This window comes from Nonomuraea sp. NPDC048882 (assembly GCF_040649755.1).
Classification (GTDB): Bacteria; Actinomycetota; Actinomycetes; order Streptosporangiales; family Streptosporangiaceae; genus Nonomuraea; species Nonomuraea maheshkhaliensis.
Genome location: NZ_JBEZGB010000003.1, coordinates 951,468 through 973,949 on the forward strand (window position 1 = coordinate 951,468; position 22,482 = coordinate 973,949).

At 73.0% G+C, this 22,482-nt stretch carries 10 protein-coding genes; 2 read left to right on the forward strand and 8 right to left on the reverse strand.

Annotation, left to right across the window (positions count from 1 at the left end; all coding sequences use genetic code 11):
- Nucleotides 1-8: 8 nt before the first annotated feature.
- From AB0C27_RS14300 to rfbB, 6 genes are all read right to left on the reverse strand, one after another.
- Nucleotides 9-203, reverse strand: a complete 195-nt coding sequence (locus AB0C27_RS14300) for an MbtH family NRPS accessory protein (protein WP_346111874.1) — start codon at nt 201-203, stop codon at nt 9-11.
- A 1-nt stretch (nt 204) separates the two neighbouring features.
- Nucleotides 205-5,766 carry an SDR family NAD(P)-dependent oxidoreductase gene (locus AB0C27_RS14305; protein ID WP_357842984.1) on the reverse strand — a complete coding sequence of 1,854 codons (5,562 nt, stop codon included), beginning with the start codon at nt 5,764-5,766 and terminating at the stop codon, nt 205-207.
- A complete protein-coding gene (locus AB0C27_RS14310; RefSeq protein ID WP_357842987.1) occupies nt 5,763-10,871 on the reverse strand; it encodes an amino acid adenylation domain-containing protein in 5,109 nt (1,702 codons plus the stop codon). The genes AB0C27_RS14305 and AB0C27_RS14310 overlap by 4 nt, the downstream gene beginning before the upstream one ends.
- 14 nt (nt 10,872-10,885) lie before the next feature.
- Nucleotides 10,886-12,346: a thioesterase domain-containing protein gene (locus AB0C27_RS14315; protein ID WP_357842990.1), complete on the reverse strand. Its 1,461-nt coding sequence runs from the start codon at nt 12,344-12,346 to the stop codon at nt 10,886-10,888.
- A 957-nt stretch (nt 12,347-13,303) separates the two neighbouring features.
- Nucleotides 13,304-14,296 (reverse strand): linear amide C-N hydrolase, encoded by a 993-nt coding sequence (locus tag AB0C27_RS14320; RefSeq protein WP_357842993.1) that lies wholly within the window; start codon nt 14,294-14,296, stop codon nt 13,304-13,306.
- A gap of 157 nt (nt 14,297-14,453) precedes the next feature.
- Entirely contained in the window at nt 14,454-15,422 is a 969-nt protein-coding gene (gene rfbB, locus AB0C27_RS14325) for a dTDP-glucose 4,6-dehydratase (RefSeq protein ID WP_357842996.1), read from the reverse strand.
- Between the two features lie 176 nt (nt 15,423-15,598).
- Between rfbB and rfbA the strand changes: the two genes are divergently transcribed.
- Nucleotides 15,599-16,483 (forward strand): glucose-1-phosphate thymidylyltransferase RfbA, encoded by an 885-nt coding sequence (rfbA, locus tag AB0C27_RS14330; RefSeq protein ID WP_346111865.1) that lies wholly within the window; start codon nt 15,599-15,601, stop codon nt 16,481-16,483.
- Between the two features lie 7 nt (nt 16,484-16,490).
- Here rfbA and AB0C27_RS14335 read toward each other — a convergent pair whose 3' ends face one another.
- Complete coding sequence (locus AB0C27_RS14335; RefSeq protein ID WP_357842999.1) at nt 16,491-17,276, reverse strand: TetR/AcrR family transcriptional regulator; 786 nt, start codon at nt 17,274-17,276, stop codon at nt 16,491-16,493.
- A 368-nt stretch (nt 17,277-17,644) separates the two neighbouring features.
- Between AB0C27_RS14335 and AB0C27_RS14340 the strand changes: the two genes are divergently transcribed.
- Nucleotides 17,645-19,189, forward strand: coding sequence for an MFS transporter (locus AB0C27_RS14340; RefSeq protein WP_357843002.1), 1,545 nt, complete (start codon nt 17,645-17,647; stop codon nt 19,187-19,189).
- A gap of 233 nt (nt 19,190-19,422) precedes the next feature.
- Here the strand turns inward: AB0C27_RS14340 and AB0C27_RS14345 are convergent, their stop codons facing one another.
- On the reverse strand, nt 19,423-22,350 hold the full coding sequence (locus AB0C27_RS14345; protein ID WP_357843005.1) for an AAA family ATPase: 2,928 nt from the start codon (nt 22,348-22,350) through the stop codon (nt 19,423-19,425).
- Between the last annotated feature and the right edge of the window lie 132 nt (nt 22,351-22,482).

Below are 22,482 nucleotides of genomic sequence, written 5' to 3' on the forward strand. Positions count from 1 at the left end.
CCGCTCCTCTACTGCCGGGACATGGCCTCGCGCAGGCTGCGCGGGCGCATATCGGTCCAGACCTGCTCGATGTGGTCGAGGCAGCTCTGCTTGGCCCCTTCGAATCCGGCCTCCCGCCAGCCCGCGGGCACGGGCCGGTCGGCGAACCAGATGGAGTACTGCTCCTCGTCGTTGACCACGACCTTGTACTGACCGTCCCGCATGTCAGCGCCTTTCCTCCCGGGGCAGCCGGGTGATCGTCGTTGCCTGTGCCTGTGCCTGTGCCTGTGATTGGGCTTGCGACTGTGACTGGGCGTCCTGGCCGCGCAGCTCCTCCACCAGCGCGGCCATCCCGGCCACGGTGGGCACCTGGAAGAGGCTGCGCATGGGCAGCCGGACGCCGACCTTCTTCCTGATCAGCGCGATCAGCTGGACCGCCACCAGCGAGTTGCCGCCCAGCTCGAAGAAGTCCTGCTCGACGCTGACCCGGCGGGCGCCGAGCACCTCGCCCCACAGACCGGCGAGCACGCCCTCCAGCTCGGTGCGCGGGGCGACGTGATCCTCGTCGTCCGTCTCGCCCTGCCCGGCGGCCGAGGCGGCGGCCAGGTCGCCGGCCACCGTGTCCTGGGTCAGCTCGCGCACCCCGGCCACGAACTCGGGCAGCGCGGTGGCGTTCACCACGACCTGGACGCCCAGGTCGGCGGCGAGCAGGCGGCGGAACGCCTCGGCGCCGTCCGCCGGCGCGATGCCGCGTCTGGCCCCGTCGAGGTCCAGGGCGACGCCCGCGGTCGCGGACTCCTCCTTCACCGCCACCTCCTCGGCGCTCTGCCTGGCCTCCTCGCCGACGGTGCGGGTCATCGCGTCCCGGTCGACGCGCCGCAGCACGAAGTCGGTGATGCTCACCACCGGCTCGCCGGCGTCGTCATACAGGACGAGGTCGGCGGCCAGCACCTCGCCGCCGCCGGTGTCACGCAGACGGGCGTGGCTCCACAGCGTGGCGGGCAGCGGACCGCGCACGGTGACGCGGCCGTAGCCGAGCGGCAGGAAGCTGTGCTCGCCCGAGACGGCGATGAACGCGGTCGCCTCGTCCAGCAGCGCCGGATGCAGCGGCAGCGCGCCCAGCTCGGCGGCCACCAGTGGCCCCGCCTCCAGCTGGGCCAGCTGCTCGTCCTGGCCGAGCCGCACGTCGCGCAGGCTGCTCCACCGCGGCCCGAACGTGACCAGCCCGGACGCCGAGGCGAACAGATCGGCCCGGCCGCCGCCGTGCACGCAGCGGGCCCGCGCCCCGGCCAGCCCGCCGGCGGGCTCGCCCGCGCCTGTCTCCGCGAGCACCCAGGCCGCCGAGCCACGGGCGTGCTGGGCCGGCTCACCGCCGGTGACGCTGACCACCTCGAAGTCCACGCCGTCGCCCGCCGGGGTGAGCAGCACCCGCAGCTCGGCACTCGCCCCCTCGGCGACCGGCAGCGGCGCGACGAAGGCGACGTCACGCAGCTCGATCACGTGCTCGGGGCCAGGGCGCGGCACCGCCGCCTCGAACGCGGCCCGGGCCGTCTCCAGGTAGCCGGTGCCGGGCAGCACCGGCACCCCGGCCACCCGGTGCTCGTCCAGGACCCAGTGCGTCGCGGGCGACAGCGTCGCGGCGTACCAGGGGCGGCGGCCGGCGCTCTCGTGCCGGTGGCTGAGCACGGGGTGCTCCAGCCGGGTCACCCGGTCGCCGCGCTGCAGGGCGCGGAACGCCACCGGGGCGGCGACCTCGGCGGCCATGCCGACCTCCAGCCACGCCCCCCAGTTCACCGACAGGACCCGGCCCGGCCAGACGTGCGCGTACGCGTCCATGAAGGCGTTGGCCCCGCAGTAGTCGACCTGGCCGAACCCGCCAGCGACGGCGGTCACCGAGGAGCAGAGCAGCACGAAGTCGAGCGGCAGGTCGCCGAACACCTCGCGCAGCGCCAGCGTGCCGGCGATCTTGGGGGCCATGACGTCGTCGGCCGCGCGGCGCTCCTTGACCTCGGCCATGCCGCCGCCGGGGACCCCGGCCGCGTGCAGGACGCCGTCCACCCGGCCGAACCGGGTCAGCGCCTCCTCCCTGACCCGGCGCAGCGACCCGGGATCGGTCACGTCGGCGGACAGCACGATCACCTCGGCGCCCGCCCGCTCCATCCGGCGCACGGCCGCCACGGCCCGCCGCACCCGCTCCGGCGCCCCGTCGAGCGTGTCCCATTCGTCCCTCGGGGGCAGGCCTGTACGCCCGAGCAGGACCAGCCTGGCCTGGACGCGCTGGGCCAGGTCCTCGGCCAGGGTGAGCCCGATGCCGCCGAGCCCGCCGGTGATCACGTACACGCCGTGCCGACGCAGCGGGTCGTCCTGCGGCGGCAGCGGCACCGACTCGAAGCCGCGCACCCAGCGGCGGCCGGCGCGCAGCGCGACGGGCGACGGCGGCACGCCCTCGTCCGGCTCGTCCGGTTCCGCGGCCAGCTCGGCCAGCACCCGGTCCAGGTAGGGGCCCGGCCGGTACGGGCCCGGCTCCAGGTCGAGATGGCGGGCCGTCAGCCAGCGCGCCTCCAGCGGGACCACGCCGGTGAACCCGGCGACCGTGGCGTGCTCGGGCCTGTGCACGTCCTGGCCGGTCACGCCCTGCGTGCCCGCGGTCACGACGTCGAGCCGCACCCCGGCCTCCCGCTCGGCCCCGGCCAGCGCCTGCACCAGGGCCAGCAGGCTGTGGAAGCCGAGCTCCTGGGCCGCGACGGCCTCACCGGGCGTGCTCGCCGGGTCGCCGTCCAGCGCCCAGGCGTGAATGACGCGCTCCGGCACACCGGTCGCGGCCAGCAGCGCCTCGTAGTCGTCGCGGGCGGCCGGGCGGACGGTGATCGTGCCGTCGGGGGCGGTGCCGTACGCGCTGCCCGGGACCACCCGGACAGTGTCGGCCCCCGCCGCGCGCAGCCCGTCCAGCAGGGGCTCGGCGGCGGGCCCGGCGAACACCAGGCAGCGCACGCCGGCCAGCGCGCCCCGCCCGGCCGGGGTGACGGGCGCCTGCCGCCAGGCCGGCACCGAGAACCACTCCTCCAGCGGCAGCGCGCCCGCGCGCGGCGGCCGGGTGAAGACCAGCTCGGGATCGAAGTCGGTGTGCACCCAGTGCTCGGCCCGCTCGTACGGGTAGGCGGGCAGCGGCACCCGGCGGCCCGGCTCGGCCAGCACGTCGGTGTCCAGCGGCACGCCCGCCGTCCACAGGGCACCGGCCGTCGCGTACAGGACCTCCAGGTCGGTCTTGCCGTCGGCGGGTCCTGGCAGGCTGGTCAGCGGGCGCGGCGCGGTCCTGGGCAGCTGGGTCCTGGCCAGGCCGGCGAGCTGGCGGCCCGGGCCGCACTCCACCAGCCGCCACTCGCCCTCGGCGGCCAGCGTCGCCACGCAGTCGCCGAACCTGACCGCCTCACGCAGGTGGCGCGTCCAGTAGGCGGGGTCCACGGCCTGCTCGGCGGTGATCCAGCCGCCGGTGACGTTCGACAGGAACGGCAGGCTCGGCGCGTTCCTGGCCGCCGCCGCGACGGCCGCGTGGAAGTCGCCCAGGATCGGGTCCATCATCGCCGAGTGGAAGGCGTGCGAGGTGCGCAGCGCGGTGGTCTGGATCCCGCTCTCGCCCAGCCGGGCCGCGTAGGCGGCGATCAGCTCGCCCGGGCCGGCGACCACGCAGGTGCCGGGGCCGTTCACGGTGGCGATCGACAGCCCCTCCGGCAGGTCCGCGCGCACCTCCTCGTGATCGCGGCGCAGGGCCAGCATCGCGCCGGGCGGCATGCTCTGCATGAGCCGGCCTCTGGCGGCCACCAGGCGCAGCGCGTCGGGCAGGGAGAAGACGCCGGCAACGGTCGCGGCCACGTACTCGCCGATGCTGTGCCCGATCATCGCGGCCGGCTCCACGCCCCACGAGCGCCACAGGCGGGCCAGCGCCCACTCCACCGTGAACAGGGCCGGCTGGGTGATTGCCGTCTGCCGCAGCCGCTCGTCGGCCGCCTCGCGCTCGTCGTCGCGGCCGTCATCGGGGGGAAAGAGCAGGGTGCGCAGGTCCAGGCCCAGCTCCTCGTGCAGGATCGCGGCGCACTCGTCGACCGCGGCGGCGAAGACCGGCTCCGTGCGGTAGAGCTGCGCGCCCATGCCCGCGTACTGCGCGCCCTGGCCGGAGAACAGCCAGGCCACCTTGGGCGTGCCCGCCTTGCCCTTGACCAGCCGGCGCGGGGTGGTCAGCGCCGCGACCGCGTCGGCCGCGTCGGTGGCCACCACGGCGGCCCGGTGCGCGTACGTCCGCCGCCCCGCCCGCAGCGTGTGGGCCACGTCCGCGAGATCGGCCTCCCCGCCCTCCAGGTGCCCGGCCAGCCGGGACACGGCGGCGTCCAGCGCCGACGACGTACGGGCCGACAGCAGCAGCAGGTGCGCGTCACGCGGCTGGGCGGTCGGCAGCGGCGCGGGCGGCGCCTGCTCGACCAGCACGTGCGCGTTCGTGCCGCCGATGCCGAAGGAGCTGACGCCTGCGCGGCGCGGGAAGCCGTTCGTCTCCCACTTGGTCAGCGACGAGACGACTTTGAAGGGGTTCGTGCCGAAGTCGATGCGCGGGTTCGGCGACTCGTAGTTGAGGCTCGGCGGGATCATGCCGTGCTCCACCGCGAGCACCGTCTTGATGAACCCCGCGATGCCGGCGGCCGGGCCCAGGTGGCCGATGTTGGTCTTGACCGAGCCGAGGCCGCACCAGCCCGCCTCGTCCGTGCCGGCGCCCAGCACGCTGGACAGCGCCGCCACCTCGATCGGGTCGCCCAGCGAGGTGCCGGTGCCGTGCGCCTCGACGTACGTGACCGTGCGCGGGTCGATCTGGGCGACGCCCAGCGCCTGCGAGACCGCCGCCGCCTGGCCCTCGGCGCTCGGCGCGGAGAAGCCCATCTTGGTGGCGCCGTCGTTGTTGATCGCGTTGCCGATCACCACCGCGCGGATGTGGTCGCCGTCGGCGACGGCGTCCGACAGCCGCTTCAGCACGGCCATGCCGCCGCCCCCGCCCCAGATCGTGCCGGCCGCCGAGGCGTCGAACGCGCGGCAGTGCCCGTCGGGCGAGTAGATGCCGTCCTGGTGGTACTGGTACCCCCACTCGGCGGGCAGCTCCAGCGAGGCGCCGCCGGTCAGCGCCATGTCGCACTCGCCGGTGCGCAGCGCCTCGCACGCCACGTGCAGGGCGACGAGCGAGGAGGAGCAGGCGGTGTGCAGGGTCAGGCTGGGGCCGCGCAGGTCCAGCTTGTACGACACCATCGTGGCCAGGTAGTCGGGGTGGTTGCCGGTGTAGACGGCGAGGTTCCCCACCGACGCGAACACCTTCTTGTTCGGCCGGATATACAGCCATTGGTACTCATCCGAGCCGATCGCCCCGTAGACCCCGATCTCCCCGGCGTAGCGCGCGGGATCGTACCCGGCGTCGTCCAGCGCGGTGCTGGCCAGCTCCAGGAACATCCGCTGCTGCGGGTCACGCAGCTCCGCCTCACGCGGCGACATGCCGAAGAAGGCCGCGTCGAGAGCGCCGTAGCCCTCCGCGATCGAGCACGCGGGCACGAACGTCGGATCGTCCAGCAGGTAGTCGGGAACGCCGAGCGCCTCCTGCTCCTCCCGCGTGTAGAAGCGCACCGACTCCACGCCCCCGACCAGGTTGCGCCAGAAGGCCGGCACGTCCTCGGCGCCGGGCAGACGGCAGGCCAGGCCGACGACCGCGATCGGCTCGACCCCGGACCCCTCTTCCTCGTGGTTCAGCGCAGCGGTCATTCCTTACTCTCCCGTCTGGCCCGGTGAGGCCGAGTTGAGGGTCGTGCCCGGCGCGCCGCGACCCGCCGGGCGGCGCGCTCCGATCCGGCGGTGCGCCGCTCGCCGTCGAGGTGCGCCGCGAGCGTGCGTACGGTGGGGAAGCGGAACAGGTCCACGATCGGCACCTCACGCCCGAGCGCGGCGGCGAGGCGGGCCTGGACCTGAGCGGTGGCGAGCGAATGCCCGCCGATCTCGAAGAAGTTCGCGTCGGCGGAGACCCGCGGCAGGCCGAGCACCTCCCGCCACACGCCCGCGACCAGGCGCTCGGTCGCGGTGGACGGCTCCTGCCCCGGCCCGGCCGCGGCCCGCTGGGGTGGTGGTGGCAGCGCGGCCCGGTCCACCTTGCCGTTCGGCGTCAGCGGCAGCGCCGGGAGGAGCACCAGTTCGGAGGGGACGGCGTAGTCGGGCAGGCGGGCCGCGAGATGGCGGCGCAGCTCGCCCGCCTGGACGGCCGCGCTCTCCGGAACCGCGTACGCGTGCAGCACCCGGCCCCCTGGCTGCTCGGCCGCTCGGACGGCGGCGGCCACGACACCGGGGTGTGCGGCCAGGGCCGCCTCGACCTCGCCGAGCTCGACCCGGTGACCCCGGATCTTCACCTGCCCGTCCGCCCGGCCGGCCGGCACCACGCGGCCGTCCGGGTCGTGACGGCCCAGGTCGCCGGTCCGGTAGCGGCGCGTCTCGCTCGCCTTGCCGCCCGGCCCGTTGTCCGTCGCGCCGCCCGGCCCGTTGTTCGTCTCACCGTTCGTCGCGCCGCTCGGCTCGTCGTCCGGGTCGCGGGTGAAGCGCTGGCGGGTGAGCTCGTCGTCTAGGTACGCCTCCGCCAGCCGCCGGCTCCTGATCACCACCTCGCCCAGTTCCCCCACCGCCGCGGGGGAGCCGTTCGCGTCGAGCACCAGCAGCTCCGCCCCGTCCACGCCGTGGCCGAGCGGGACCGGGTCGCCGGTGCCCGGCACCGGGCCGGTGATCTCGCAGACGGCCTGCGCCTGCGGGGTCTCGGTGGTGCCGTACGTGTTGACCAGCCGGGCCTTCGGCGCCACCACCGCGAACCTGGCCGCCTCGGCGTAGGTCAGCCGGTCCCCGCCGAACAGCACCAGCCGCAGATCAGGCAGCTCCACCCCGGCGGCGGCGATCAGCGTGGCCAGCTGCGGGGTCAGGTGCGCCACCGTGACGGCCCGCTCACGCAGCCATGCCGCCAGCCGCGCCGGGTCCCGCACCCGCTCCTGGTCCGGCACGTGCAGCGTCGCACCCAGGGTCAGCGGGGTGAAGACGTCCCTGAGCAGCGGGTCGTGCGCCAACCCTGCCAGCAGCGCGAACCGGTCGTCCGCGGTCAGCCCGAACTCGGCGGCGTACCAGGTGAGGAAGCGGGCCAGCGGCCGCTCGGCGGCCCGCACCGGCTTCGGCTCACCGGTGGTGCCGGAGGTGAACGACAGATACCCACGCCGCCCGAACACCACCGGGAACGGCGCGTCCCCGTCGGGACCGGCCGGGGCCGGCTGTGCGGCCGGTCCGGTTTGCGCGGCCGGCTGGGTGTGTGCGGCCGGTTCGGGGAGCGGGGTCGGCTGGGGGAGCCAGGCCAGCTCGGCGGGAACCGGCACGCCGGGGCAGGCGATCAGCGCGCGGGCGTCGGCCGAGCGGGCCTGGGCGGCCAGGCGGGCGGGCGGTAAGGCTGAGTCGAGCACGGCCCAGCGGGCCCCGGCGCCCAGGACGCCGAGCATCAGGGCAGGCAGTTCGCACGTGCGGGCGGCCAGGATCGCCACCGCGTCGCCCGGATGCACCGCCGCGGACACAGCGGCACCGGTCGCCTCCGCGAGCCGCACCAGCTCGGCATAGCTCAGCGCGCCGTCCTCCCCGGCCACCGCCACCCGCTCACTGCCGACCACCGCCACGCGCTCACCGTCGGCCACGGCCACCCGCTCTTCGCCGGGCCGTATGGGAACGGCCTGGGCGAGGACGCGTTCGACCACGCCGGGTCCGTCCCAGGCGGGCAGTGGGGCGGTGCCGTCGGGCAGGTTCGATCGGCGCGGACCGCGCGAACGCAAGGACGCCTTCATGACCGGCCGTTCAGGAGCGGTGACCAGGTCGCCGAGGATCTGGAGGTAGCCGGCCAGCAGTTCCTCGATCCGCTCCGCCCGGAAGAGCCGCGGGTTGTAGACGGCCTGCAGCACGTACCGGCCGTCCCGTTCCCCGACGTACAGGGTCAGGTCGAACAGCGCGCCCGGCAGCCCCGGCGGCAGCGGGACGGCCGTGACGCCGGGCAGGTCCAGGCGCGGCTCGGCGAAGTCGTACATGTTGAACAGCACCTGCACCAGCGGGTTCCTGGACAGGTCGCGGCCGGGGCCGAGCCGGTCGACCAGCCGTTCCAGGTGCACGTCCAGATGCGCGAGCGCGCCGGACAACGTCTCCTGGCAGCGCGTCACGTGCGCCGCGAAGCTCCCGGCGTCGTCGACGCGCAGCCGTACCGGCAGCACCTGCACCAGGCAGCCGGTCAGCGGGTGGAAGGACGGGTCGCGGCGGTCGGCGACCGGCGCCCCGACGATCAGGTCGTGCTGCCCGGTCAGCCGCCGCAGCACCTGCCCGAAGGCCGTCAGCATCACCGCGTACGGCGTCCCGCCCAGGCGGGCGGCCAGCGCGCGGACCCCGTCACTGACGGAGGCGTCGGCCTCGGCGGAGGCGCCGGCCCCCTCGAACGTCTGTACGGCCGGGCGCGGATGGTCGCGGGGCAGGTCGAGCACGCTGGGCGCGCCCTCCAGGTGGTCCCGCCACCACTCCAGGCTCGCCTCCTTGTCCCGCCCGTCGAGGAAGGCCACGTACCCGCCGAACGACGTGCGCAGCGGCGGCAGCGCCGCCCGGCGGTAGGCGCGCCCGAGGTCGTCGTAGAGCACCCGCTGCGACCAGCCGTCGAAGACGAGGTGGTGCGCCGTGATGGCGAGCACGTGCTCCCCGTCGGCGATCCGCAGCAGCCGGGCCCGCCACAGCGGCCCCGCCGCCAGGTCGAAGGGCAGCCGGGCCTCGGCCTCCAGTCGCTCGCCCACCTGCTCCTCGCGCACGTCCTCCACCGGCAGCGGCACCGGGCCGGGCGGCGACACGGCGACGGACGGCACCCCGTCCGACTGCGGGACACGCCAGCGCAGCACCTCGTGCCGCTCGGCCACCACCGCTAGCGCGGCGCGCAGGGCTTCGACGTCCAGCGGCCCCGACAGGCGCTGCGCCATCGCGATGTTGTGCGCGGGCGTGCCGGGCGCGAGCCGTTCCACGAACCACATCCGCCGCTGCACCGCCGACAGCGCTGTCGGGGCCGCACCCGCCGGCGGCTCGTCCCGCACCGGCGGGGCGAGCGCGGCCAGGCGGGCGATGCCGGCCACGGTACGGCCAGCGAGCACGTCGCCGACCCCGATCTCCCTGCCCAGCCCGGTGCGCAGCAGCGCGCTCAGGCGCATGGCGACCAGGGAGTGGCCGCCGCAGGCCAGGAAGTCGTCCTCCGGTCCCGGCTCCCCGGTGCCGAACGCCTCGGCCCAGGCCGCCGCGACGCCGCGTTCGGTCTCGTTCGCGGCCCATTGCCGTGAGCGCACCTCCTGCGGCGGCGCGGCGCGGCGGGCGCGCAGGGCTGACACGTCGACCTTGCCGGCCGCCGTCAGCGGCAGCACGGGCAGCCGGACCACCCGGGTCGGCACCATGTACGCGGGCATGCTCTCCAGGCAGTGGGCCCGCACGCCGTCGATGCCCGGCGCATCCTGCGGCGTCAGGTAGGCGGTCAGCTCCTTCAGCCCGGCCGGGCCGTCCGCCACGTCCGCCACCGCCTGCCGCACCCCGGGCAGCGCACGCAGCACCGCCTCCACCTCGCCGATCTCGACCCGCTGGCCCTGTACCTTGACCTGCCGGTCCAGCCGCCCGATGAAGCGGATGCGGCCGTCGTCCTCCGGCACGACCTGGTCCCCGGTGCGGTACATGCGCGCACCCGGCTCGCCGTACGGGTCCGGCACGAACCGCTCCGCCGACAGCCCAGGCCGGTCCAGGTAGCCGCGCGCGAGCTGCGGGCCGCCGATGCACAGCTCTCCCGGCGTGCCGGGCGGGCACGGGCGGAGCAGGTCGTCCAGGATGTACGCCCGGCAGCCGGGCAGCGCGAACCCGATCGGCAGCGGCCGGTCCCAGACGCCCTCAAGTTCGGTGCCGACGACGCACACCGTGGTCTCGGTGGGGCCGTACCAGTTGTGAAAGCGCCGCCCGCCCGTCGCCCACCGGGCCACCTGCTCGGGCCCGGCCGGCTCGCCCGCCGTGAGCAGATCGCGCAGCCACGGCAGCCGCTCCGGCTCCAGCAGGGGGAGCAGGGCGGGCGGGATCGTGCCCCAGGTGACCTGGTGCTGTTCCAGGAAGCGCTGGAGCAGCACGGGATCGACCCTGGCCTCGTCGGGGATGAACATCACGGACCCGCCACGGGCCAGCGGGGCGAACACGTCCAGCACCGACACGTCGAACCCGAGCGCGGCGAACCCGATGGACCGGCACCCGGCGTCGAGCCCGAACACCTCGCCCGCCATCGTCACGAACGCCACCGCCGAGGCGTGACTCACCACGACCCCCTTGGGCCGCCCGGTCGAACCGGAGGTGTAGAGCACATAGGCCGCCGTACCGGGCGGCGGACCCGGCTCGGGCGCTGCGATGTCCATGGGTGGTTCGGTGGCCGGGCGGGGCGGGGTTTCCAGCCGGATGGGGAGTCCGGTGAGGAGGTCGGTGCCCGTCTCGTCCGCAATGACCGTGGTGATGCCGGCGTCCTCGATGATCCCGGCCAGCCGTCGGCGCGGGTGCGAGGAGTCCAGCGGCACGTACGCGCCCCCGGACATGAGCACGCCGAGCACGCACACCAGCAGGTCGGGCGTACGGCGATGGCAGATGCCGATCCTGACCTCGGGCCCGGCCCCGAGAGCGCGCAGCCGGTGGGCCAGCTCCGCCGCCGCCGTGACCAGCTCGCGGTAGGTCAGATCGCGATCCCCCTGCCGCACGGCGGTCGCGTCGGGCGTGCGGCCGGCCTGCGCCAGGACGAGGTCATGAAGAAGCGCCCTCTTGATCACCCTGTGTCCCCCCGTTACCCTGCCTGCTCCGCTGCCGGCATGTCGAATCTCAGCCGCACCCTGTCGTGCGATACGGCGACCGCTCCCAGCGCCTCTCCCCGTGAGGTGTGCAGCGGCAGGTGCACGACCTGCCACCGGGCCAGCCGGTCCAGCCCCGGATCGCACCCCGGATCAGACTGGGCCCGCCAGGGACCGGGATCGGCCAGGTCGGGGAAGCCGACGCGGGTGGGATCGGCTCCGCGGCCGTCGGCGGCCATCAGCGCCCGCTTCGCCGTGACGGCGCGCAGCGCCAGCCACCCCCGGTCCTCCTCGGCGGCGTCCTCGATCTGCTCGCGCTCGTCCTCGCTCAGCTCATCCCCGCTCACCTTGTCCCCGCTCACCTTGTCCCCGCTCACCTTGTCCGCGCTCACCTGGTACGGGCTCATCTGGCCTGCGGTCATCTGGCTTGCGTTCGCCTGGCTTGCGTTCGCCTGATTTGGGCTCGTTTGGCCCGCGCTCACTTGGTAGGGGTTCGCCTGGCCCGCGCACGCCTGGTCCGGAACGTTGTCCGGGCCGCCGCCGTCAAGCGTGCGCAGCAGCGACACCCCGATCCCGGCCCCGTCCACGGCGCCCACCAAGGTCAGGCCGTCGGCGTGGCTCAGACCGGTCGCGGCCCGGCCGGCGTAACGGCGCAGGACCTCGGCATGCCCGGCGGCCTGCCCCAGCCAGAGGTGGATCTCGTCCGGCTCGGGCAGAGCGTGCACGTTCGACGCGGGTCCGGCGGGCTCGGTCGTCAGATCGGCGGCGATGAGTGAGGCCAGTTCGGCCGGGCGGTCCTTGACGAACAGGTGGCCGCCGCGCAGGGTGCGCAGGCGGAAGCCGGCGGTGGTGTGGCGGGCCCAGCCGAGCATGTCGGTCGCGCCGACCTCTCCGTCGTCCAGCCCGGTGAAGGCCACGACGGGGCAGTCGATCGCGGGCTCGGGGACGAACGAGTAGTTCTTGATCCAGGTGAAGTCCGAGCGCAGCACGGGCATCATCAGCTCCCGCAGCTCCGGCAGGTGCTTGAGCTCCGGCAGCGCGCCCGACCTGCGGATGAGCTGGTCGATGAAGGCGTCGTCGGGCAGGTCCACGGCGGCGGCCAGCGGCACCCGGCGATCCGGCGGATGCGCCCCGCCGACGTAGAGCCGCGACGGGCCGCGCAGGCCGCGCCGGCGCAGCTCCCTGACCACCTCGAAGGCCAGCCGGGCGCCCATGCTGTGGCCGTACAGGGCGTACGGCTCGTGCGTGGCGGGCGCCACCTCGTCGGCGACCTCGGCGATCGTGAAAGCGGGCGGCTCGGCGATGCGGTTCTCCCGGCCGGGAAGCTGAACGGGGACCACGGTGAGTCCGGGAAGTCCGGGGACCGCGGAGAGCGCGCGCAGGAGCCCGGTGTAGGCGCCGGCTCCTCCTCCCGCGTACGGCAGACAGAACAGGGTGCGTACGGTGCCGGGATCCATGGGGTGCGGATCCTGCGCCGCCGCGGCTAGCTGGCCGCTAATCGCCCAGCACCTCCCCTGAGGGGAGCGACCGTCCGCGACACGCGCGGGCCGGATGAGGAGGTCGAAGGGATGATTCGTCGCTGAATACAGAGGTCGTCAACCGCCATGTTACGGCGCTCCTGGACAATGCCTCGAAACAACATCGAAATAGGGAGATTGCCTACAGTCCTGACATAGCGTGTGATCTCACGCCGTTGCACGACATTAACTCTTATATCGATGTTGCCGGAAGGAGTCAACGGCGCGATAAGCGGTTCTGGGTGCCTGACGGAGGTCAAGGAAATTGAACCCTGACGACCTCTTGCAGCGCCGGACACCCGATGATAGATGGGCGACCCGCAGTGTGTCCGTAACCGGAATTCGGGCATCCGAAACCGGCCCATAGTGGTTCGACCCGTCGTTTAGCGGGGTTTGTCCAGGTTTGTACGATCGTCGGCAATCGCCCGAGGGGTAGGGCAGTCGCTGCCGAAGTGCGGCGTCGCCTGCTGTCGTTCCTTGACAGCAGCTCGAAACAGGCTCGGAGCAGTGGAGTTAGATCCGTCCCCGGCCGGCCCGCCGCGCACGGCCATCCACTAGGCTCTGCACAACTTTGTCGGATCGCCTGTCAAGCTACGGTGAAACTCTTCACATATCGGACGGTCCGATTGTCGAGTCTCCCTAACCCGCGCTCAGGTCGCCCCGAAACTCCGGCTCGACGTGCGAGGTTGGGGGTGTGTGCGGGCCTGCTCGGGCGCCCGCCATGGCATTGTCCGCTTATTCACCCGGAAAAGAATTCATTAATTCATTTCCCGATGACCGTTCCGGGGTGATGCGCGGAAGGGAAATGAACGAGTGGCGGATCATGGTACGGGTAATGCGGCGTACCCGTTGATCGGCCCGGACGGCCGCGCCGGATCACTCGCCCGTGGAGCCGGATCAGCCGCCCGTGGAAAGGCGTAAGTCGCGCACGCGCTTCCACCGCTGCGCCGTCACGATCTCGGCGGTCAGGCTCTCCTGGTCGTACACGATCGACCACCGGGTGTGGTACTGGGCGACCCGTTCGAGCAGCTTCATCGCGTCCGTGCCCGCGCCCTCGGCGAGCAGCCGGTAACGGCGGTCGGTCAGCTTGGTGTCCCGGTCGGCGCCGGTCATCGTGATGTTGGTGAGGTAGCGGTCGTCGATGACGTTCATGCGCCCGTCGGCGTACTCGACGACCGCGGACCTGCCCTCACGGTCGGCGATCAGATAGTGGAGCTGCGGGCCGCCGGTGAAGTCGAGGTCGTAGCGGCGCATCAGCTCGATCGCCTCGGGCACGGTCGCGGCCCGGTCGAGCATCAGCCGGATGATCCGCACGCCGCTCACCACGGCGCGGCCCGGCGTGCGCGCGGGCAGCTCCGCGTCGGGCGCCTGGGCCAGGCCGACGGCCAGCCCCTTCTCGTTCATGCCGTCGAACGGGGTCAGCACCGCGTGCGCCAGCCGCCGCCGGTCCTGGGCGGTGTTCAGGTCGGGCTTGGCCCCCGGCGGGAACAGGTAGGAGACGTCGGCCACGGAGAGCGAGGCGTAGCCGTCGGGCGGGTCGGAGTGGATGACCATGGCCGGGTTGGGATCCCAGTCGAAGTTCCTGCCGAACTCGCCCGGGCGGTGGAACAGCGAGCACGCCCAGCCGTCGCCGCGCCTGGCCAGCTCCTCGTCCGTGAGCGGCGCCTCGGCGTTGTAGGAGCCGTGGTAGGTCATCTCGTACAGCGGCATGTCGTCCAGCCGCCGCAGGCTCGCCGACGTGCGGGCGATCTGGTCCTCCGTCTGCCTGAGCAGCCCGGGAGGTGACGCCGAGGGGGAGGAGGACGCCGGTGGCGGCGCGGCGGCCGGAGCGCACGCGGCGAGCGCCGCCAGGGTCAGAGCCGACAACACCGCCACGGCAGGGGTCCGCATGACAGTAGTCTGCCTGCCGCGCCCCTACGATGTCACCCCGCCCGGCATCGGGAACCTCACGCCACCCGCCCGGCTCCGGCGGCGAGGATCTCGGGGGTCAGGGCTCGGCGTCCGGGACGCGATCAGGAGTCCGACGCCCACGCGGGCGGCTGGGAGGTCAGCGGTGGCGGGCCGCCAGGGGTTCCCACCAGGCGCGGTTGTCGCGGTACCAGGCCACCGTCTCCGCCAGACCCGTGGTGAAGTCCTTGGCCGGCCGGTAACCCAGCTCGGCGGTGATCTTGCCGTGGTCCAGGGAGTACCGCAGATCGTGCCCCTTGCGGTCCTCCACGTACGTGACCATGTCCCAGTCGTGCCCGCACGCCTCCAGCAGCAGCCCGGTCAGCTCCGCGTTGGTCAGTTCCCGGCCGCCGCCGATGTGGTAGACCTCGCCCGGCCGCCCGCCGAGCCGCACCAGTTCGATGCCCGCCACGTGGTCGTCGATGTGCAGCCAGTCGCGTACGTTCCCGCCCGTCCCATACAGCGGCACCGGAATCCCGTCCAGCAGATTCGTGATGAAAAGCGGGATCAATTTCTCCGGGTAATGATGGTGCCCGTAGTTGTTGGAACAGCGGGTGATCCGCACGTCCAGCCCGTGCGTACGGTGGAAGGACAGCGCCAGCAGATCGGCGGCGGCCTTGGTGGCCGAGTAAGGCGAATTCGGCCGCAGCGGCTCCGACTCCCGCCATGACCCTTCGGCGATGGAGCCGTACACCTCGTCCGTGGAGATATGCACAAACGTGCGGATGCCCTGCCGCACGGCGGCGTCCAGAAGGGTGAACGTTCCGGTGACATTGGTGCGGACGAATTCGCCCGCGGCGGCGATCGACCGGTCGACGTGCGATTCGGCGGCGAAGTGCACGATCTGGTCGTGCTCGGCGGCGAGGTCGTCCACCAGGCCGGGGTCACAGATGTCGCCCTTGACGAAGGCGAAGCGCGGATGGTCGCTCACCTCGTCGAGGTTGGCCAGGTTGCCGGCGTAGGTGAGCGAGTCGAGCACCGTCACCTGCTCCGCTCCGCCGGCGGTCAGCAGCGTGCGGGCGTAGTGGGAGCCGATGAACCCGGCGCCACCGGTCACGAGCACTCTCATGGCTGCCTCCTTTCGCTCGATTTTCCGGGGCGCGCGGCCGTGGCGGAAGACGCGGCGAATGAAATAGGGGGCGGCCCGAGAATGGGCCGCGAGGATAGGGGGGAGGCGGGGTTGCCGCCGGACATGGACGGGGTCAGGCTTGCCGACAATGTGTTCACACGCGAAAGGATTTTCCGGTGAAAGGCATTGTTCTGGCCGGTGGGCACGGCACGCGCCTGTATCCGGTGACGCTCGGCATATCCAAACAACTGCTGCCGATCAATGACAAGCCGCTGATTTACTATCCGCTGTCGGTGCTGATGCTGGCGGGCATCAGGGAGATCCTGGTGATCTCCACGCCGGCCGATCTGCCCAACCTGCAGCGCCTGCTGGGCGACGGCGGGCACCTCGGCCTCGACATCGGCTACGCCCGGCAGGACGAGCCGGTCGGGCTGGCCGACGCGTTCATCATCGGCGCCGACCACGTCGGGGACGACTCCGTCGCCCTGGTGCTGGGCGACAACGTCTTTCACGGCAACGCCTTCTACGACCTGCTCCAGCGCAACGTCCAGAACGTGGACGGCTGCGTGCTGTTCGGCTACCCCGTCTCCGACCCGCACCGGTACGGCGTCGCCGAGACCGACGCGCAGGGCCGGCTCGTCTCCCTGGAGGAGAAGCCCGCCCGCCCTCGCTCCGACCGCGCCGTCGTGGGCCTCTACCTGTACGACAAGGACGTCGTCGACATCGCCAAGAACCTCAGCCCCTCGGCCAGGGGCGAACTGGAGATCACCGACGTCAACCGCGTCTACATGGAACGAGGCAAGGCACGGCTGGTGGACCTGGGGCGGGGATTCGCGTGGATGGACGCAGGAACACCCGAGTCGATGCTGCAGGCCAGCCAGTACGTGCAGACACTGGAGAAGCGGCAGGGGGTGCGGATCGCCTGCGTGGAGGAGGTCGCCCTGCGGATGGGCTTCATCGACCCGGCCGCGTGCCACCGGCTGGGGGAGAAGCTGGCCCCCTCCGACTACGGCAAGTACGTCTGCGCGGTGGCGGAGGAGCTCGGACACCGCCCCGGCTGAGCCCCGTTCAGACGGTGGCGTCGGCGCCCGCCCGCCCGGCCACGCCGGCTCGTCCGGCCTGCCCGGCCACGCCGGCCCGGCCGGTCGCATCGGCCCGGCCGTCCACGAAGACCTCCAGGCCGTCGAGGAGCCGCCCCAGACTGAACTCGAACCAGGCGTTGATGTCGGCGACGTCCTCCTGCTCCTCGAACAGCCGCGTCAGCATCGGGAACTGGCCCGAGTCGAGCAGTTCCCTGATGGCGGGCGACTTGTCGCTGCGCCACTGCTGGGTCGTACGGCCGGTGCGCCGTTTCGTCTCCAGCTCGTTGACCAGCAGCAGCGCGGCGCCCTGCACCTGGGCGCCGACCGCGATGGCCACCCAGTGCATGGTCACCGCGTCGAGCCCGAGCCCGTCCATGGCCCGCATCAGCCGCTCGACGTCGGCCAGCACGTTGGGCCCGACCGGCGGCTGCGGTGTGGCCACGATCCGCAGGACCCACGGATGCCGGGAGTAGATCCCCCACTCGCGGCGGGCGGCGAACTCCAGACGGGTGCGCCAGCCCGCCTCCACGGGCGCGGCGCCGCCGTTGTCTCCGTGCACCGCGTGCACGGCGTCCACCATCAGGTCGATCAGCGCGTCCTTGCCGGAGACGAACCGGTAGAGCGACATCGTGGCGAGCCCGAGCTGCGTCGCGATCCGGCGCATGGAGACGGCGTCGAGGCCCTCGCGGTCGGCGATCTCGATGGCGGCCTGCACGATCTGCTGCACGCTCATGCCCTCGGGCGGCCGGGCGGGCGGGGTGCGCGGCGGCATCTCCCCGTTGGCGGCGGGCCGAGGGGGAGAGCCCTTCCTGACGGCCGCCCGCGCCCGGTAAGCGCGAGCCTGACACGAGCGGGAGCAATATCGGGGCCGCCGCCCGCGGGGTGGGGCGTCGATGGGCTTACTACATTGCGCGCAGGTCAGCATGGCGTCCTCCGGTCACGAATTCTAACACAGGAGGTGTGTGACGAAAGCGTTCCGGCTCCGTGACGTAATTATGTGACGCGGTGCCTCTGTACGACTACAGAATCGCAATCTACCGTGGTGTCAAGGTCCACTCATAGCTGTACCGGCCGAGTGGTCGCCAGGAGCGGGTACGCTGTATACCGCTAGTGATGTACGCCGTACATAGGAGCGCCAACGTGAACGGAGCCCCACCCAAGGCCGGGCGCAGGGAATGGCTCGGGCTGGCCGTCCTGGTCCTGCCCGTGCTCCTCGTCTCCATCACCGTGACCGTCCTCTACTTCGCCGTGCCCTTCCTCAGCCTCGACCTGCGGCCGACCGGCACGGAGCTGCTGTGGATCGTGGACATCTACGCCTTCCTGCTGGCCGGCCTGCTCATCGCCATGGGGTCCCTCGGCGACCGGATCGGCCGCAGGAAGCTTCTTCTGTGGGGCGCGGCGGCGTTCGGGCTGACCTCGGCCGCGGCCGCCTACGCGCCCAGCGCCGAGCTGCTCATCGTCGCCCGCGCCCTGCAAGGAGCCGCCGCCGCCACGCTCATGCCGCCCACGCTGGCGCTGATCCGCAACATGTTCCACGACCCGGCCCAGCGGCGCACCGCCGTCGCGCTCTGGGCGGCGAGCTTCGCGGGCGGGAGCGTGCTCGGCCCGATCGTCGGCGGCTGGCTGCTCGAACAGGCGTGGTGGGGCGTCGTGTTCCTGATGAACGTGCCGATCATGCTGCTGCTCCTCGCGCTCGGCCCACTCCTGCTGCCGGAATATCGCGACCCACGGCCCGGCCGGTTCGACCTGTGGAGCGCGGTGATGTCGCTGGCGGCCGTGCTCCCCGTCGTGTACGCGATCAAGCAACTGGCCGGAGGCGGCGCGGTGCTGGAGGTCACCGGCGCCATGGCCCTCGGCCTGCTCTTCGGGCTCGCGTTCGTCCGGCGCCAGCGCCGGCTGGCCAGCCCGATGCTGGACCTGAGCCTCTTCCGCGACCGCGGCTTCGGTATCTCCCTGCTGACCGACACCCTGGCGATCTTCGCCCTGGTCGGCGTGTTCTACTTCGTCTCCCAATACCTGCAGATGGTGCTCGGGCTGCGGCCCTTCGTGGCCGGCCTGCTCACCCTGCCCGCCGCCGGCATGGCGCTCGTCGGCGCGCTGGTGGGGGCGGCACTGGTGTCCAAGTTCCGTCCAGGGCCGACCATCGCCGCGGGCATGCTCGTCGCCTGCGCCGGCTTCGTCGCGCTCTCCCAGGTCGGTCCCGGCAGCGGCGACGCGCTCCTCATCACCGGGCTGGCACTGCTCGGCGGCGGCATCGGCGTCGTCCAGGCGCTCGCCTCCGACCTGGTGGTGGCCGTGGCCCCGCCCGAGCGGGCCGGCTCCGCCTCGGCCGTGCTGGAGGCGGCCACCGAGCTGGGCGGTGCCCTGGGGGTGGCGGTGCTGGGCAGCATGGGGCTGGCGGTCTACCGTTCGGCGTTCGTCGCACCCGAAGGGCTGGCGCCCGAGGTGGCACGGGTCGCGGGGGAGACGCTCGGCGGTGCCGCCGGGGTGGCCGTGGACCTGCCCGGCCACCTGGCCGACGCCGTGCTCGGCTCCGCCCGCGCCGCCTTCACCGAGGGCATGCAGCTCTCGGCGGTGGTGGCCGCGGGCATGCTCGGCCTGGCCGCGCTGCTGACCGCGGTGACCCTGCGGCGGCTGGAGGCCGGCGTGGTGTCCGGCGAGGACAGCGGGCGCGTGCACCCATGACCCGCGACCTGGAACGCGCGACACGAAACCCGCGCCCCGGAACTCGCGACCTGGAACCCGGCCGGATTTCCGCTCGTCGCCGCGCGGAAATGCGCGGGGGACAATTCCACACACTTCAGAGCGGAAATCCGGGCCGGGCGGCACGCGGTTCCCGCCGGATGAGGGGAGTTCCGGCGAGTGGCGGGCGGGTGCTGCCGGGTGCGGGAGCACGTCCCGGCGCGTGGCGGGGGTCGTTATCGCATCTGCAGGCGGCGGAACTGGTCGGGCAGGTCTCTGCGGCCCTTCACGTCCAATTTCCGGTAGATGCGGGTGAGATGCTGCTCGACCGTGCTGACGGTGATGTAGATCTTCTTGGAGATCTCCCTGTTCGTGTACCCCAGGGCCGCCAGTGACGCCACCCGTTGCTCGGCGTCGCTCAGCAGGCTCATCGACTCCTCCTCCCCGTTCCCGGCCGGCTCCTCCACCGGGCCGACCGCCTTGCGCAGCGGCTCCGCCTGGACCTCGTCGGCGATCTTGCCCGCCTGCCGGCCCACCAGCCGCGCCTTGTTCGACTCGCCCAGCTCGTTCAGCGCGTGGGTCAGGTCCACCAGCGCGTACGTCAGCTCCAGCCTGTCCCCGCCGGTCTGGAGCAGGTCCACCGCCTCCCGCAACAGCGCGGGCCGCTGCGGCAGGTCGCCGGCCGCGGCCTGCACCCGGCGCGACATGCCCCTGATGCGCGGCGACTCCTCACCCGGCAGCGCGTACGAGTGCCCGAGCACCGCACGGGCCTTGCCGCGCTGGCCCAGCCGCAGCAGCGCCGTCGCCACGCCGTGCCGCCACGGCACCAGCCCCGGCGTGTCCAGCCCCCACGACCGCATCAGGGTCCCGCACGTCGTGAAGTCGCGCAGGGCGGCCTGGGCCTGCCCGGTGGCCAGGTAGTGGTGCGCCCTGGCCTGGAGATAGTGCAGCCCGAACCGGGTCTGCAGCAGCCCCTCCGGCAGCGGGCGGCGCAGGTACTGCTCCGCCTCGTCGAAACGGCCCATCTCCGTGGAGGCCCTGATCTGCGCCGCCAGCGACAGGCCGACGAAGACGCCGAGGCCGCGTGGCGGCAGCGGGGCCAGCGAGGCGCGGGCGTACTTCTCGGCGGCGATCAGGTCACCCTGGCGGATCGCGATGGCGGACCTGACGGCGGCCAGCAGCGTGCTCCAGGTGGGGGAGCGGCGGTGCACCGCCTCCTCGTACAGGCGGTCGCACCAGGGCTCGGCGCGGTCGGCCTGGTCGGAGTAGATCAGCGCCGACAGCGCCGTCTCCATCGTGTCGAGGTTCGCGTCGTCGAGCGTGACCGACTGCAGCGTCCGTACGGCGCCGTCCAGGGTGGCCTCCTCCGGCCCGTCACGCAGTACGGCGGCCAGCAGGCTGGGACCCTGCGCGGGCCAGACGCCCCACGAGCCCGGCCGGCGCGCGCCGTGCCGCCCGCCTCCACCGAGCAGCCCGTCACTCCGCCCCTCACCCCGCCGTTCGCCGGGCCTCTCGCTGGGCCCCTCACCGCCAGCCGCGCTCCAGCGCCCGGTGCGGGGCCCGGCATGGCTCTCACCACGGGTCTCGGCACGGGTCTCGACACGAGTCTCGACACGAGGACCGCCAGGAACGCCGCCCGGGGCCCCGCGCGAAAACCCGGCCCGGACTTCGGGAAAGGTGGTGGCCAGCCAGTCCACGGTGGCCGTGAGCCGCTGCGCCGCCTCGTCGTCGTCCGGCTCGGGCAGCCCGCGCAACGTGTCGCCGGCGGCCTCCAGCGCGCCGTGCCAGAGCTGGTAGCGCAGCAAGGTCGTGGTGTCGTCGAAGGACAGCCGGCCCTCCCGCGCCGCCTCGGCCAGCGGGCCGAGATGCTGCCTGACCACGGCGGGGTTGAACCGCCACTCCGCCCGCGCGAGCGCGGCCACGAGCCTGGTGCGCTCATCCTGGTCGGCGCACACCTCGATCGCGAGCTTCAGGCACCGTACCGCGAACTCCGGTTGGTCGCCGGGCAGCGCCTGGTCGGCGGCCACCCGCAGCTCGGCCAGCGCCCACGGCTCGCCGGCCCAGCCGGACTCCAGCAGATGTCTGGCCACGGCGGACGGCACGGCGCCCTCGGCGTGCAGCAGCCGCGCGGCGCCCGCGTGCATCGCGGTGCGCTCCTCCTCGCTCATTCCGTCGAGTACGGCCGTGCGTACGGCGGTGTGCCGGAAGTCCCCCGACTCCAGCAGCCCGATCCCGCCCAGCGCGCACATGGCCTGCCGCACCGCGACCGGGCTGAGCCCGAGCAGCTCGGGCAGCAGGTGGGCGGCCGCCTCTCCCAGCAGCGCCAGCCCCCTGGCCGTCTGGAGGACGGTCGGGTCGCCCCGGTGCAGCACCGCGCGGACGGAGCGGGCGAACGCGTAGCCCACGACCAGTTCGCCCGCGTTCTGGCCGGCGGTCACGTAGTCCTCGATCAATGCTTTGACCAGAAGCGGATTGCCGCCGGTGACCGCGTGACTCGGCGGGCCCAGCACATGCGCGGCCGGTCCGCCCGCCAGCTGCTCCCACATCCGCCGTACCCCGTCGGGTGGCAGCATGCCGACCCGTACGCGCTGGTAGTGCGGGTGCCGGGTGAGCGCGACCTCCACCATCGGCTCCATCCCTTGGGTGTCCTCGGTCGTGGTCACCACCAGGAACACGTTGCTGCTCTTCAGCCGCTGGACGAAGTGGAGCAGCAGGTGCCACGACGGCGGATCGGCGTGCTCCACGTCGTCCACGGTGATCAGCAGCGGCGCGCCGTCCGAGAGCTCCAGCACCGCCGACCACAGCCGCTGCGTCATGTGCAGCCAGGCCCGGTCGTCGGTGGCGGGCGGCTCCTCGCACGCCCGGTCGAACGTCATGCTCTCGATCAGCTCGGCCGCCTGCGAGGCCAGCTCAATCGGCAGCGCGGCGCTGTGGAATAGCTGGCTGATCACCCCCAGTGATAAATTACGATCGGTACGTGAACAGGTCGCGCTCAGCCACGTGGCCCCCGCTTTGACCGCATCCTGGCCGAAGGCGTAAACGAGCTCAGTTTTTCCCGCGGCAGTCGGCCCAGTGATGGCGACGACCCGGCCGCCGGCCTGCGCCGTCAGGTGCAGCTGGCTATTCAGCAGGGACAATTCGCTGGTACGGTCGATCAGTAACATCAGGCTCCCCGGTTGCCTGTGCGTGGCTCAGGTGCAGCGCTGATCCACCCTGTCCCGCACACAGTTACAGTCGCAAATCCGTCTAGACCCTCAACATTCTGTACCTATTCGCGGTAACTAAGCAATGCCTTA